This is a genomic window from Pseudalkalibacillus salsuginis, from assembly GCF_021646685.1.
In the GTDB taxonomy this organism is placed as follows: Bacteria; Bacillota; Bacilli; order Bacillales; family Fictibacillaceae; genus Pseudalkalibacillus; species Pseudalkalibacillus salsuginis.
The window spans coordinates 144,156-159,566 of the sequence record NZ_JAKJHW010000004.1; the positions used below are offsets into that span (position 1 = coordinate 144,156).

General features: G+C 41.8%; 15 protein-coding genes. All 15 read left to right on the plus strand.

Going from position 1 to position 15,411, the window contains the following annotated elements; all coding sequences use genetic code 11:
• The first annotated feature begins 220 nt into the window (after positions 1-220).
• Entirely contained in the window at positions 221-1,108 is an 888-nt protein-coding gene (dprA, locus tag L1611_RS12555) for a DNA-processing protein DprA (RefSeq protein WP_236313661.1), read from the plus strand.
• Between the two features lie 76 nt (positions 1,109-1,184).
• Entirely contained in the window at positions 1,185-3,254 is a 2,070-nt protein-coding gene (gene topA / locus L1611_RS12560; RefSeq protein ID WP_236313667.1) for a type I DNA topoisomerase, read from the plus strand.
• A 12-nt stretch (positions 3,255-3,266) separates the two neighbouring features.
• Positions 3,267-4,574 (plus strand): FADH(2)-oxidizing methylenetetrahydrofolate--tRNA-(uracil(54)-C(5))-methyltransferase TrmFO, encoded by a 1,308-nt coding sequence (gene trmFO, locus L1611_RS12565; protein ID WP_236313670.1) that lies wholly within the window; start codon positions 3,267-3,269, stop codon positions 4,572-4,574.
• Positions 4,575-4,669: 95 nt separating this feature from the next.
• Positions 4,670-5,557, plus strand: coding sequence for a tyrosine recombinase XerC (gene xerC, locus L1611_RS12570; RefSeq protein ID WP_236313671.1), 888 nt, complete (start codon positions 4,670-4,672; stop codon positions 5,555-5,557).
• 30 nt (positions 5,558-5,587) lie between these two features.
• Positions 5,588-6,130 carry an ATP-dependent protease subunit HslV gene (gene hslV, locus L1611_RS12575; RefSeq protein ID WP_236313673.1) on the plus strand — a complete coding sequence of 181 codons (543 nt, stop codon included), beginning with the start codon at positions 5,588-5,590 and terminating at the stop codon, positions 6,128-6,130.
• A gap of 19 nt (positions 6,131-6,149) precedes the next feature.
• On the plus strand, positions 6,150-7,547 hold the full coding sequence (hslU, locus tag L1611_RS12580; RefSeq protein WP_236313675.1) for an ATP-dependent protease ATPase subunit HslU: 1,398 nt from the start codon (positions 6,150-6,152) through the stop codon (positions 7,545-7,547).
• 19 nt (positions 7,548-7,566) lie between these two features.
• Positions 7,567-8,346 (plus strand): GTP-sensing pleiotropic transcriptional regulator CodY, encoded by a 780-nt coding sequence (codY, locus tag L1611_RS12585; RefSeq protein ID WP_225065595.1) that lies wholly within the window; start codon positions 7,567-7,569, stop codon positions 8,344-8,346.
• A 682-nt stretch (positions 8,347-9,028) separates the two neighbouring features.
• Positions 9,029-9,415: a flagellar basal body rod protein FlgB gene (gene flgB / locus L1611_RS12590; RefSeq protein WP_236313681.1), complete on the plus strand. Its 387-nt coding sequence runs from the start codon at positions 9,029-9,031 to the stop codon at positions 9,413-9,415.
• Positions 9,416-9,419: 4 nt separating this feature from the next.
• Complete coding sequence (gene flgC / locus L1611_RS12595; RefSeq protein WP_236313683.1) at positions 9,420-9,866, plus strand: flagellar basal body rod protein FlgC; 447 nt, start codon at positions 9,420-9,422, stop codon at positions 9,864-9,866.
• A 23-nt stretch (positions 9,867-9,889) separates the two neighbouring features.
• A complete protein-coding gene (fliE, locus tag L1611_RS12600) occupies positions 9,890-10,171 on the plus strand; it encodes a flagellar hook-basal body complex protein FliE (protein ID WP_236313948.1) in 282 nt (93 codons plus the stop codon).
• Between the two features lie 105 nt (positions 10,172-10,276).
• Positions 10,277-11,854, plus strand: coding sequence for a flagellar basal-body MS-ring/collar protein FliF (gene fliF / locus L1611_RS12605; protein WP_236313685.1), 1,578 nt, complete (start codon positions 10,277-10,279; stop codon positions 11,852-11,854).
• 11 nt (positions 11,855-11,865) lie between these two features.
• Positions 11,866-12,879, plus strand: a complete 1,014-nt coding sequence (fliG, locus tag L1611_RS12610) for a flagellar motor switch protein FliG (protein WP_236313686.1) — start codon at positions 11,866-11,868, stop codon at positions 12,877-12,879.
• Positions 12,872-13,678, plus strand: coding sequence for a flagellar assembly protein FliH (gene fliH, locus L1611_RS12615; protein WP_236313688.1), 807 nt, complete (start codon positions 12,872-12,874; stop codon positions 13,676-13,678). The genes fliG and fliH overlap by 8 nt, the downstream gene beginning before the upstream one ends.
• On the plus strand, positions 13,644-14,960 hold the full coding sequence (gene fliI / locus L1611_RS12620; RefSeq protein WP_236313690.1) for a flagellar protein export ATPase FliI: 1,317 nt from the start codon (positions 13,644-13,646) through the stop codon (positions 14,958-14,960). The genes fliH and fliI overlap by 35 nt, the downstream gene beginning before the upstream one ends.
• Before the next feature lie 3 nt (positions 14,961-14,963).
• A complete protein-coding gene (gene fliJ / locus L1611_RS12625; RefSeq protein WP_236313695.1) occupies positions 14,964-15,410 on the plus strand; it encodes a flagellar export protein FliJ in 447 nt (148 codons plus the stop codon).
• The last annotated feature ends 1 nt before the right edge of the window (position 15,411 follow it).

A 15,411-nucleotide genomic window follows, 5' to 3' on the forward strand; every position in this document is an offset into this window, starting at 1 on the left:
CCTCGTCGGACTTCCAGTGACCTTCGCGGCTGTACAGGGCGATTCCGCTTTTAGGAGTGAATTTTGTAAAAATAAACAAGTATAACAAAGCTAAAAAATAAAGGTGAATTGGATAGACATATCGAACATTTCGTGAAGAAGAATTTTCTTGGATTGTTCACAACCCATATGTAGTTTCAGCTATATACATGCCAGTTTAATAAAAGAGGAGATCGAATCATTGTTAGATAGCAGGAAGAAGCGTCTTTTATTTTTATCTCGGTGTCATGGTTTAGGGAATAAAACGTTGTCTAGAATGATAGAAGAAGACAGCACGCTTGAAAAAGTGTTTCAAATGAGTAATCATCAATTAAAGAAAAAGTATCAACTTTCTGAAGTGACTGTACATCAAATGAAAGACAGGATGAAGCAAGAACGTATTCTGGATCAATTCGAAAAATATATCAATGAAAAGATTCATGTCATCACACTATTCGACTCTGAATATCCTGCCTTATTACGGGAAATATTCGATCCCCCACTGGTGCTCTATTTAAAAGGCGACAAGACCCTTTCAATCAGGGACAGGATATTGAGTGTAGTCGGAACGAGGGACGCCTCAACAAACGGGCGACGGAGTCTAGAAAAGATCATCACTCCTTTAATTGAAGGTGGATGGACCATTGTCAGTGGATTGGCGTACGGGATTGATATCGCAGCCCACCGACAGGCGATAGCATCTGGCGGCAGCACGATTGCAGTTCTAGGGAGTGGGTTTCATCATATTTATCCACGTGAACATACGGATATTGCCTGTAATATCGCTTCAAATCACCTGTTAGTATCAGAATATCCACCTGACCGTAAGCCGGCAAAATGGCAATTTCCGATGCGAAATAGGATTATAAGCGGTCTTTCAAGGGGAACATTGATTATAGAAGCTCGCGAAAAGAGTGGATCTTTGATCACGGGAGATCAAGCTCTGCAACAGGGGAGAGAAGTTTTCGCAGTTCCTGGATCCATTTTAGAACCTCGCACAGGGGGGACCCATTACCTGATACAGCAAGGGGCAAAGCTCACGACGAGTGCTGAAGATATACTGGAGGAGTTGTGTGACTTTAAATCTTAGGTTTGACAAACCATACTTCTATATACAATAATAGGGAAGATTTTAAATTTAGAAAAAGGGGGAGACAGATAGGCTTATGGCTGATTACTTAGTAATAGTAGAATCTCCCGCCAAGGCAAAAACGATTGAAAAATACCTAGGCAAAAAATATATCGTAAAAGCTTCAATGGGACATTTACGTGATTTACCGAAAAGCCAAATGGGTGTTGATGTAAAGAACGATTTTGAACCTAGATACATTACGATCAGAGGGAAAGGTCCTGTTCTGAAAGATTTGAAAGCTGCAGCGAAGAAAGTGAAAAAGATTTACCTTGCAGCTGACCCTGATCGTGAAGGAGAAGCGATTGCTTGGCATTTGGCACATAGTCTTGAAATAGACGATCAATCCGATTGCAGGGTTGTGTTCAATGAAATTACAAAGCAAGCTATAAAAGATTCGTTCAAGAGACCACGTAAGATCAATATGGATCTTGTGGATGCTCAACAAGCGAGACGGATTTTGGATCGACTGGTCGGTTACAATATCAGTCCTTTACTATGGAAGAAAGTGAAAAAAGGACTCAGTGCTGGTCGTGTCCAAACCGTCGCTTTACGCTTGATCGTTGAACGGGAGAAAGAAATCCAGAATTTCAAACCTGAAGAATATTGGAAAATCAAAGCGATCTTCAATAAGAATGGAGAGCAATTTGAAGCCTCCTTCTTTGAACTGAATGGAGAAAAAGTTGAATTATCGAATGAAGAAACAGTAAAAGATGTATTGAAACACATTAAAGGTGATTCATTCGATATTACTTCTGTGCAAAAGAAAGAGCGAAAGAGAAATCCTGCTGTACCATTTACAACCTCGTCACTACAACAGGAAGCGGCAAGAAAGCTGAATTTCCGTGCTAGGAAGACGATGATGATGGCTCAGCAGCTTTACGAAGGTATTGATATCGGAAAAGAAGGTACAGCCGGTCTGATCACGTACATGAGAACCGATTCTACACGTGTAGCAGATGTTGCAAAAAATGAAGCAAAAGATTACATTACTGAGCAATATGGCTCAAAATTCACGAGCAATCGTACAAGCGGCAAAAAATCCAACAATGCACAGGATGCTCACGAGGCTGTAAGACCGACGTCGACCATGCGGGATCCGAAAACAGTGAAACCCTATTTGAGCCGTGACCAATATCGCCTATACAAATTGATCTGGGAACGGTTCGTTGCAAGCCAAATGGCTCCAGCAATCATGGACACGATCGCTGTAAACCTGGATAACAATGGCGTCCGTTTCCGTGCTAACGGTTCAAAAGTAAAATTTCCTGGATTCATGAAAGTTTATGTCGAGGGTAATGATGATAATAAGAATGATGAAGATAAAATCCTCCCCGACCTAAAAGAAGGGGACGCAGTCAAAACAGAAGAGATTGAGCCAAGCCAGCATTTCACTCAACCACCACCTAGATATTCCGAGGCAAGGCTGGTCAAAACGATGGAAGAGCTTGGAATCGGCCGGCCATCGACTTATGCTCCGACACTTGATACCATCCAGCGTCGAGGCTATGTTGCATTGGATGCACGAAAATTCGTACCGACGGAGCTTGGTGAAATTGTTTTGGAGCTGATTCTTGAATTCTTCCCAGAAATCATTAATGTTGAGTTTACCGCAGAGATGGAAACGAATCTTGACCATATTGAAGAAGGTACGGAAGAATGGAAGAAGATCATAGATGCCTTCTATAAGGAATTTGAAAAGAAATTGAAGGTTGCCGAGGAAGAAATGAAAGAAGTGGAGATCCAGGATGAGCCAGCCGGCGAGAAGTGTGAGAAGTGCGGCAGTGAAATGGTCTTTAAAATGGGTCGATACGGAAAATTCATGGCATGCTCAAATTTTCCTGACTGTAGGAATACAAAACCGATCGTTAAAGATATTGGTGTGAAATGTCCAAAATGCAATGAAGGGAACATCGTGGAGCGTAAGAGCAAGAAGCGCCGAATCTTCTACGGCTGTGATCGATTCCCTAAATGTGATTTCGTTTCTTGGGATAAGCCGATCAGCCGTCCGTGTCCAAAGTGCGAAAGCATGCTCGTTGAAAAGAAATCGAAGAAAAGCACAACAATTCAATGTACGAATTGCGACTACAAAGAGAAACAAAATTAGGGTGATGTGAAAGTGGATTTACAAGCAGTTAATGTCGTGGGAGCAGGATTAGCAGGAAGTGAAGCTGCATGGCAGTTGGCGAAACGCGGGATTAAAGTCAATCTATATGAAATGAGGCCCAAAAGGCAGACACCAGCCCACCATACGGATAAGTTCGCAGAATTGGTCTGCAGCAATTCCTTGCGTTCAAACGCATTGACGAATGCAGTCGGCGTTCTGAAGGAAGAAATGAGATATCTGGACTCCGTCATCATCCAAAGTGCTGATGATTGTTCTGTTCCTGCAGGTGGAGCCCTTGCAGTCGATCGTCATGAGTTTGCAGCGAAGGTGACAGAGCGGGTTAAAGGTCATCCGAACGTAACGGTTTATGAAGAAGAGATCCGTGACATTCCAGAAGGACCAACAATCATTGCTACAGGTCCGCTGACATCTGAAGATCTATCCAAGGCATTATTGTCATTGACGGGTGAAGAATATCTTTATTTCTATGATGCAGCAGCCCCGATCATCGAAGTGGACAGTATCGATCGGGACAAAGTATACTTGAAGTCACGGTATGACAAAGGCGAAGCGGCTTATCTCAATTGTCCGATGACAGAAGAAGAATTCGATTGTTTTTATGAAGCACTTATTTCAGCAGAGACAGTCCCTTTGAAAGAATTTGAGAAAGAAATTTTCTTTGAAGGTTGTATGCCCGTCGAGGTCATGGCAAAAAGAGGGAAGAAGACATTGCTCTTCGGACCGATGAAGCCGGTCGGGTTGGAGGATCCGAAGACCGGGAAGCAACCTTATGCGGTCGTTCAATTGAGACAGGACAATAAGTCGGGCACCCTTTATAATATAGTAGGTTTCCAGACCCATATGAAATGGGGGCCGCAAAAAGATGTCATTCGGTTGATCCCTGGTTTAGAAAATGCTGAAATCGTACGTTACGGTGTCATGCATCGAAATACGTTCATCAATTCACCAAACCTGCTCAAGCCGACATATCAATACAAAGGTCGGGAGGATCTGTTCTTTGCTGGTCAAATGACTGGTGTAGAAGGATATGTAGAAAGTGCAGCATCAGGATTGATTGCTGGAATCAATGCGGCTCGATTTATCCAAGATCAGGAACTGATGATCTTTCCACTGGAAACAGCCTTAGGCGGTATGGCAGAATACATTACAACTGCAAATCCGGATAATTTCCAACCGATCAATGCAAATTTCGGACTCTTTCCTCCGCTTGAGAAGCGAATCAAGAATAAGAAGGAACGATACGAAAAAATTGCTGACCGTGCATTGGAAACAATTCAGAATTTTTTAACAAAAGTGTGAATATATATTGTCAAGGCCTCTAAGTTGTGGTACGATTTAGGGGTCTTTATGCTAATTGTTTCACTATTCAGAAAATAACAGGAAGTTGATGTTGTATGCAAGAAGACATCTGTCTCTTTATTGAGTATCTGCAAATTGAAAAGAACTGTTCGCAGCACACGGTCCTCAACTACCAACTTGACATCGACGATTTTGTCGGATTCATGAAGCAGCAAGGCTTGCACCAATTTGCTGCTGTTTCTTATGTGCATGTCCGCCACTACTTGACGGTATTGCATGAAAAGCGATATGCCAGGAAAACTGTAGCAAGAAAAGTCTCAACTTTAAGAAGCTTCTACCGTTTTTTGATCAGAGAAGATCGCTTAGAACAGAATCCTTTCAAAACAGCAAGTTTACCTAAACAAACCAGGCGACTCCCCAAATTCTTTTATGAAGAAGAACTTGAGGAGTTGTTTGAAGTTTCGAACTTGAACACACCGTTGGGACAAAGGAATCAAACATTGCTCGAACTCCTTTACGGAACGGGAATTCGAGTCAGTGAATGTTGTGAGCTTTCTTTGAAAGACATCGATTTCACCATTGAGACGATCCTTGTAAGGGGGAAAGGCCGGAAGGAAAGGTATGTCCCGATCGGAAGCTTTGCAGTAGAAGCCATTAAACGCTATTTGCAATCTGGCAGGAAGACATTGATGAAAACAAAAGAGCACGATAAAGTTTTCGTGAATTATAAAGGAGATCCCTTAACGGATGAGGGTGTAAGGAAAGTTTTGAAGAAGCTGATTGAATCGACGTCTCTGACGGTGAACATCACACCCCACATGATGAGACATACGTTTGCAACCCATCTATTGAATGAGGGTGCTGATCTGAGAGCTGTACAGGAACTGTTGGGCCATTCGCAACTGTCGACAACCCAAATCTATACACATGTTACAAAAGATAGATTACAGCAGCTGTATCGCAACTTTCATCCAAGAGCTTAACGAGAGTCAAATGAAGGGAGGGGGGCGATTATGGATACGTTCCATGCTACAACAATTTTTGCTGTCCATCATAAAGGCAAATGCGCAATGGCAGGAGACGGGCAAGTAACTTTCGGAAATGCTGTAGTGATGAAACATACAGCAAGGAAGGTCCGTAAACTTTACGATGGCAAAGTTCTTGCAGGATTTGCGGGTTCTGTCGCAGATGCATTCACGTTATTTGAAAAATTCGAAGCAAAACTTGAAGAATTCAACGGAAACCTACAGCGTTCTGCTGTGGAACTTGCTAAAGAATGGCGTGGTGATAAAATGCTGCGCAAATTGGAGGCGATGCTGATCGTTATGAATAAAGAGACACTGTTGCTCGTTTCTGGCACCGGGGAAGTTATCGAACCTGATGATGGAATATTAGCGATCGGGTCAGGTGGGAATTATGCTTTGGCCGCAGGCAGAGCTTTGAAAAGGTATGGTGAACATCTAACTGCTGCCGATATTGCAAAAAGTGCTTTGGAAACCGCTGCAGAAATTTGTGTTTACACAAATGACCATATTCTTGTTGAACAATTAACTTGAAACGGGGGAGTTTGGCACGATGAAAATGGATTATACACCAAGACAGATTGTTGAACGACTTGATCAGTTTATTGTTGGTCAGCAGAGTGCGAAGAAAGCGGTTGCAATTGCACTTCGTAACAGGTATCGCAGGAGCTTGATCGATGAATCGATTCGAGATGAAGTCGTTCCCAAAAACATATTGATGATCGGTCCTACAGGAGTCGGGAAAACTGAAATTGCAAGAAGGCTGGCAAAAGTAGTCGGGGCACCATTCATAAAAGTCGAGGCGACTAAATTCACTGAAGTCGGATACGTCGGGCGCGATGTAGAATCCATGGTGCGTGACCTGGTTGAAACATCCATCCGTATCGTTAAAGAGGAAAAGGTGGCTTCAGTCAAAGAAGTGGCTGAACAGAATGCAAATAAGAGACTTGTGGAATTACTTGTCCCTTCAAAGAAAACTGAACAAAATACTTATAAAAATCCACTTGAAATGTTATTCGGGAACCAACAACAGCAAGACACGGATGACAATGCTGATCATGAAAAGGATCAAATCGCTTCGAAAAGGAAGCAGATCGCTCATCAACTTGCTCTTGGTGAATTGGAAGGTCACTTTGTCACCGTCGAAGTAGAGGAGCAGAACCAAAATATGATGGATTTGTTCCAAGGATCGGGTATGGAACAAATGGGGATGAATATGCAGGATATGCTCGGTAATCTGATGCCTAAGAAAAAGAAGAAACGGAAGCTTACCGTAAAGGAAGCAAGGAAAGTATTGACCCATGAGGAAGCCCAGAAACTGATCGATATGGACGAAGTTGGTCAAGAAGCTGTTACAAGAGCCGAACAAACGGGTATGATTTTTATAGATGAGATTGATAAGATTGCAGGGAAAGGGAATCAATCTGCTGACGTCTCCCGTGAAGGGGTTCAAAGGGACATTTTACCGATTGTAGAAGGATCGACCGTTGTTACGAAATATGGGCCCGTAAAGACAGATCATGTGTTGTTCGTAGCAGCTGGTGCGTTTCATATTGCAAAACCTTCCGATTTGATACCAGAGCTTCAAGGCAGGTTCCCGATCAGGGTCGAGCTCTCGAGTCTTACTATTGATGATTTTGTCTCGATACTTGTGGATCCTGACAATGCTTTGACAAAACAATATAAAGCTCTTTTGCAAACGGAAGGTATAAACATAGAATTTTCTGACGATGCTATTCGTAGAATTGCGACTATCGCAACTGATGTGAATCAAAATACTGACAATATCGGAGCAAGAAGACTTCATACGATTCTGGAAAGATTGCTGGAAGATTTATCTTTTGAAGCCCCAGATATTAATCTTGAGACGATTACAATTACTCCGGATTATGTCGATGAAAAACTAGGAGCTATTGCAAAGGATCGGGATTTGAGTCAGTATATCTTATAATACTTAGGAGGAGTTACAAATGAATTTATTAGAAAAAACCAGGAAAATCAACGCATTACTTCAAGAGTCTGGTGGCAAACCAGTTAATTTTAAAGAAATGGCAGGGACACTGTGTGATGTGATCGAGGCCAATATCTTCGTCGTCAGCCGACGTGGAAAGTTACTTGGGTTCTCACTTGTACAGGAAATTGAGAATGAAAGAATGAAAAAGATGCTTGTTGATCGACAGTTCCCTACTGAATATACGAAGAACCTTTTCAACATCACTGATACTTCTTCCAACCTGGATATCAACAGCGATTATACCGCTTTCCCTGTGGAGAACAAAGATCTATTCGGTAAAGGCCTTACAACAATCGTGCCTATCGTAGGGGCTGGTGAACGTTTAGGTACGCTGATTCTTTCAAGATTGAATGAATCCTTCGAAGATGACGATCTGATCCTTGCTGAATATGGCGCAACAGTTGTAGGTACAGAGATCCTCCGTGAAAAATCGGAAGAAATCGAAGAGGAGGCTCGTAACAAAGCTGTTGTACAGATGGCGATCAGTTCATTGTCATATAGTGAATTGGAGGCGATCGAGCATATTTTCGAAGAATTGGATGGAAATGAAGGGCTTCTAGTTGCGAGTAAAATTGCTGACCGTGTGGGAATCACCCGTTCTGTAATTGTAAACGCACTCCGGAAGCTGGAAAGCGCTGGGGTGATCGAGTCGCGTTCACTTGGGATGAAGGGTACTTATATCAAAGTGTTGAATGATAAGTTCTTACATGAGCTTTCTAAATTAAAAGCGATCTAATGAGGAGAAGGACTGACATCGAGTCAGTCCTTTTTTAGTGGCGGATTTGTTCCCAAACAAAGGCACTTAGGAAAGCGTCTTACATGGGAACTACTACCCTAAAAATAGACAGTTTTTAAAAAGGTGAATGAACCCGATATTGAACCGGGATCATCTCTTCCAATGTCCATTAGTAACCAGGTGTTATGAGACCCTGAAAATGGGGAAAACGAATTTTGAAGGACTTATGACCGCTTTATGAGACCCTGAAAATGGAGAAAACAGATTTTGAAAGCACTCATGAGTGAAAAGGTCTCTGGTGTCTGCAGAATGAGCTTGAATAGAACATTGGTCATCGTTGATGGTTCTCTTTCATAAGATTGGATTTCTTATTTCCATAATGCAATACAATCTTTATATCAAATCGTTTTTTGTTTGGTTTAAGCGGCATATGCGAAAAATGTCGAATATTTATGAATAAAAAGAAGGGTTTTTTCAAGAACTTGCGGAAATAAGGTAATACAGGAGTTGAATGTGGAATATATGATTCTAAAGTCCTATTTTATTATTAGGGCTTTATATCGAAAAATATCGAAATATCGGAAATACATAGACAGTTGACAGGTAAAACTATAAAATACTCCTTGAAAGCATGTTAGAAATTGTTGGATATTAAGGAAATTTTACTATAAGGAGGGTAGATATGCTAAATTCGGGAACAATTCAACATCTTGAGAATGCATTGAATTATCGTACAGCAAATCATGAAGCGATTGCCAACAATATTTCAAATGCTGATACACCCAACTATAAAGCGAAATCGGTTGAATTCAGAGAAACCTTAAATAGCTCATTAAAGGCTTATCGGACGGATCAGAAGCATATTCCTTTCTCTACAGAAGCTCCCAATAACCCATCCTTTCTTACTAGAACCAATACCCATACATCGTATTCCCACAATGGAAACAATGTAGATGTCGATAAGGAAATGTCGAAGCTTGCAGAAAATCAGTTATATTATCAAGCATTGATTCAGAGAATGAATGGGAAATTCAATTCCATTAATACGGTGATCAAAGGGGGGAGGTAAATAAATGGGTTTATTCAATTCGTTGAATATTTCAGGTTCTGCATTGACAGCCCAACGGCTCAGAATGGATGTTGCATCCTCAAATATGGCTAATGCGGAAACGACGAGGTCACAGATGGTGGATGGACAATGGCAACCCTACCGACGAAAAATGGTCGTCCTCCAGCCTCAAGGAACGGAGTTCAAAGCGATGCTCGCTCATGCACAAACAAGCGACAAGTTCAGCGGTGTCAGAGCAAGTGCTGTCGTAGAAGATGATCAGCCTTTTAAGTTGGCTTATCAACCAGACCATCCAGATGCAGATGCTCAAGGATATGTTCGTCTGCCCAATGTCGATCCTTTGAAGGAAATGGTTGATCTGATGAGTGCAACACGTTCCTATGAAGCGAATGTGACGGTAATGAACGCAGCGAAAGGTATGTATATGAAAGCGTTAGAAATCGGAAGATAAAGGGTGTGATGTAATTGGAACCAGTGTTGAATAACAAGATCACTTCTATACCCGTCGTGTCCAAAGCTACACCTGATCAAGCGCGGGAGAAGCTGGCTGTATCATTTAAAGACATGTTACATAAAGTCAATGAGGCACAGATCAAATCTGACATTGAAACAGAAAAGCTCATTACGGGTAAGACAGACAACTTACATAATGTAATGATAACTGCAGAAAAGGCAAGCATTACTCTCAATACAGCTGTAGAAGTACGCAACAAAGCTATCGAAGCATACCAGGAAATCATGAGAATGCAAGTTTAGTAGCCTTTTATAGTAATTACATATACGCACATAGTTTTCGATGGGTCCAAAAAGTTTTTGACCATCGAAAATCAATTTTTTTACGAATGACCACCGGGGGATAAAATGAACGAAAAGATCTCGTCATATAAAAATCAAATGCAGCAGTATTGGCAAGAACGTACTAAGAAACAAAAAACGTTGATCCTAGGTTCTTTTATCGGTTTGTTAACCTTCATCATAATATTAACCATCATTGTTTCTCATAAAAATTACGTTCCTCTATATTCGGGCCTGTCTCCAGAAGAAACTGGACAGATAAAAGGTAGCCTTGATACCAAAGGAATCACTTATGAAATAGCAAACAACGGAACAGTCATCAATGTTCCAGAGGATAGGGTGGATACCTTAAAGGTTGAACTTGCAACCGAAGGCATACCTGAAAGTGGTGCTATCGATTATAAATTCTTTGGGGAAAACAATGGTTTTGGGATGACGGATAAGGAATTCGGAGTTCTTGAAAGAGCAGCGATGCAAACCGAACTGCAAAATTTGATAGGTAGCATTGAAGGAGTCAAAAATTCTAAAGTAATGATTAATCTACCTAAAGAGAATGTTTGGGTAACAGATGCAGAGGAAACAGCTTCCGCATCAATCGTCCTTGATTTGAAACCTGGGTATACGTTGAAACAAAAGCAAGTCAATTCGTTGTATCACCTTGTCTCAAAAAGTGTTCCGTCATTACCTATTGATAATATCGTCATTATGGATCAATATTTTAATTATTTTGATATAAGTACTGAACAAGAATCTACGACACTATCTGCTTATGAGCAGCAAAAATCAATTAAAGATGACATCGAAAAAGATTTACAACGTAATCTTCAGAGGATGTTAGGTACGATGATGGGGCCGGAAAAAGTGGTCGTTTCTGTGACGACTGATATCGATTTCACAAAGGAAAAACGGCAGGAAGAACTTGTGGAGCCTGTCGATCAAGACAAAATGGAAGGCATCCAGATGAGTGTCGAACGGATTCGTGAAACTTATACCGGATATGGTACGCCCCCAGGTGGGGTAACAGGTACCGGGGAAACGGATATCCCTACCTACCAAGGTGAAGACGGACAAACTGGGGATTATCAAAGAGTAGAAGAGAGGATCAATAACGAAGTAAATCGGATTCATAAAGAGGTTGAAGAAGCTCCATTTACAATCAGGGATATCGGAATCCAGGTAATGGTCGAGCCGCCTGACCCGGAAAATGTGAACTCCTTACCTGCTGAGCGGCTCAATGATATTGAACAAGTATTGAGCAGCGTTGTCCGAACTACAATATCGAAGGATCAAATGAATGAAATAACTGATGAGGAAATCGGCCGGAAGATTTTTGTTTCTGCTCAACCACTTAATGGGAAGGTTGAAATGCCTGTCCAAGAAACGACATTTCCAATCTGGATCTATATTGTAGGCGGTATCCTTTTGATCTTGATCATCATCCTTCTCGTCTTGTTGTTGAGAAATAGAAAAGCACAAACAGAAGATGACGATAGTACAGAGGTTGACTATCATATCGAAGACGTTCCTGAATTGAAACCTCAACAAACGGAAGAAACAACTCGCAAGCAACAACTAGAACGATTGGCAAAAGACAAGCCGGATGAATTCGCGAAATTACTTCGTTCATGGTTGTCAGATGATTAGGAGTGGTACGAGTGGCTAGAGGGCTACAAAAACTTTCCGGTAGAGAAAAAGCAGCTGTTCTGTTGATTTCCTTAGGGCCGGATGTTTCCGCGCAAATATATAAGCATCTTAGTGAAGAAGAGATCGAACGATTGACCCTGGAAATTTCGAATGTCAGAAAGGTAGAGGCTTCTATCAAGGAGGACATCATCGAAGAGTTCCATCAAATTGCGCTGGCACAAGAATATATCACTCAAGGTGGTATAGGCTACGCGAAAACAGTTCTTGAGAAAGCTCTAGGGTCGAGTGAAGCATCGACTATCATCAACCGATTGACTTCGACGCTTCAAGTGAGGCCATTTGATTTTGCAAGGAAAGCTGATCCGGGTCAAATCTTGAATTTCATCCAGAACGAGCATCCGCAGACGATTGCGTTGATTCTATCCTATCTGGAGTCAACCCAATCTGCCCAGATTTTATCGGAACTTCCACAAGAAGTGCAGGCTGATGTTGCTAAGAGAATTGCGCTCATGGATCGGACTTCTCCGGAAGTCATTACCGAAGTTGAACAAATTCTTGAGCAAAAACTTTCAACGACAGTGACACAAGACTTTACACAGGCTGGAGGGATAGAAGCAGTCGTGGAAGTCTTGAACGGTGTAGACAGAAGTACCGAAAGAACGATACTGGATGCACTCGAAGTTCAAGATCCTGAGTTGGCAGAGGAAATCAAAAAGAGAATGTTTGTGTTCGAGGATATTGTTACGTTGGATAACCGTTCGATTCAGCGGGTTATCCGTGAAATTCCAAATGAGGATCTCTTACTTTCATTAAAAGCTGCAAGTGAAGAAGTCAAGGAAATCGTTTATCAAAATATGTCTAATCGAATGGTGGATAATTTCAAGGAAGAGATGGAGTACATGGGGCCTGTAAGGCTTCGCGATGTGGAAGAGGCGCAATCCAGAATTGTTTCGATCATCCGCAGACTAGAGGAAGCTGGAGAAGTCGTAATCGCACGTGGCGGAGGAGACGATATCATTGTCTAAAGTCATAAAGTTTTCACCTCTTTTAAATCAAATTGATCATCAACCAGTTGAGATCAAAAGGCTGAATTCATTTCAACTTCCAGAACCTGTATACGTGGATAACAGCCAAAGTGAAACAAAACAATTTGCAGCACAGCAGAAAGCCCAGAAAATCCTGGCTGAGGCTGAACGACAAGCTGCTGAACTTTTGGAGCGTGCAGAAAAAGAGGTAGCTGCCAAGGATAAAGAATTAAGAAGTAAAGAAGCCGCGATTGACATGCAAATAGAAGAAGCTAGAAACATTGCAGCTTCAGAGGGATATGAAGAAGGTTACCAAAAAGGGATGGCACAGGCTGAACTTGATTATAAAAATGCATTGGATCAGGCGAAGGAAATCCTGTCAATGGCACAAGCTTCTTACGAACATAAAGTGAAAGAGGCAGAACCCGAAATTATTCAATTGAGTGTAGAAATTGCTGGGAAAATCGTCGCTGAAAAACTTGAGTATGAAGAGAAGTGGACACATTACATAAGTGAAACGTTGAAACAGGTGAAAGGCGAAGCTGATATCAAATTATTCGTGTCGCCAAAGTACTATGAGTTGACATCAACGTATGCTCAAGAACTTTCTGTGCATTTGAATTCAGAGATCTTGGTCTACCCTGAAGTTTCTATGAAGGATCACCTATGTTTGATTGAAACGAAATATGGACAGATCGATGCATCGGTTGACAGTCAAATGAGTGAGATCAAGAAAAAACTATTGGAACTTGTAGGTGAGGAACATGGACATCAAGTCGATGCTGGCTGCCGTAAATAAAATCGATCCATATAAACGCTTTGGGAAGGTCAATCGGGTGATTGGGATCATGATCGAATCGAAAGGCCCGAGAGCTTCCATTGGAGATGTCTGTTATATCCATACAGGCGAGGCGATTAAAAGAACAATACCTGCTGAGGTTGTCGGTTTCAGAGAAGAACATGTCCTATTGATGCCCTTTACATCAATTCAGGAAATCTCACCAGGAAGTTTAGTGGAAGGGACAGGGAAACCTCTCCAGATCAAAGCGGGTGAAGCATTAATTGGAAAAGTGTTGGACGGTTTAGGCAGACCTTTGGGTGGGGAGGATCTGCCAAATGGGTTGAAACCCTGCTTGACAGATACGACACCGCCTAATCCTATGGAAAGGCCACGGATCAACGAAAACATCAGCTGTGGTGTAAGAGCGATAGATAGTTTCTTGACAATCGGTAAGGGGCAGAGGATCGGGATCTTCGCTGGGAGCGGTGTTGGAAAGAGTACACTTTTAGGAATGGTAGCGAGACGATCCAGCGCTGATATCAACATTATCGCTCTTATTGGAGAACGCGGCCGTGAAGTCCGGGAATTCGTAGAACTTGAATTGGGTGAGGAAGGATTGCGTAAAACAATCGTAGTAGCTGCCACATCAGACCAACCAGCATTGTTGCGAATAAAAGGTGCGCTTACTGCAACAACCCTGGCAGAATATTTCCGTAATCAAGGGAAAAACGTAATGTTGATGATGGATTCTGTCACACGGGTTGCTATGGCTCAGCGGGAGGTAGGATTGGCTGTTGGTGAGCCTCCCGCAACGAAAGGCTATACGCCATCTGTTTTTGCATTATTGCCAAAGCTGTTGGAAAGATCAGGTACCTATGTGGATGGAAGTATCACGGCCTTCTATACGGTTCTGGTCGATGGAGATGATATGAATGAACCAATTGCTGACGCTGTCAGAGGAATTTTAGATGGTCATATTGTTTTGGATCGTGAACTGGCGAACAAAGGACATTTCCCGTCAATCAACGTGCTGAAGAGCATAAGCCGGATTATGAACAACATTGCCGATCCCATTCATATGAAAGCAGCTTCAAAAGCAAGAGACTTATTGGCCTCTTATGCAGAATCTGAAGATCTGATTTCGATCGGAGCCTATAAAAAAGGAAATTCGAAAAAAGTAGATGAAGCGATCCATTACTATCCAAAAATAATGGCATTCCTTCGCCAGGAAACAAACGAAGATGTCAATGCTTCACAATCAGTTGAAGAGCTTTTAAGACTTTTCCAAGAGGAGAGGTAAACGATGGCGTATCAGTTCAGAATGGAACAAGTATTGGAATACAAACAACAAGTGAAAGACCGGACCCAGAAGGAATACATAGAAAAACAAGGAAGATTTGAAGAAATTGGATATGAACTATATGAAGCTCTCAAAAAGAAGGAAACACTTCAAGCCCAACAGTCCCAACGCATGATGGACGGGGATAAGGTCATTACCCTGCAGCATTACAATCAGTACATCGATCAACTGGACTTCCAGGTCGAGTCTTTACAGCAAAGATTAAAGCATGCAAGGGAAAATATGCAGACTGCTCATGAGAGACTTTTATCCGAAACGATCGACGTAAAAAAATATGAGAAATTGAAAGAAAGACAATTTAGTAGATACCAATACGACAGTAAGATCGAAGAAATGAAAGCAACAGACGAGCTTGCAGTATTGAGATATACTTCAAACGAAATCAGGTGAG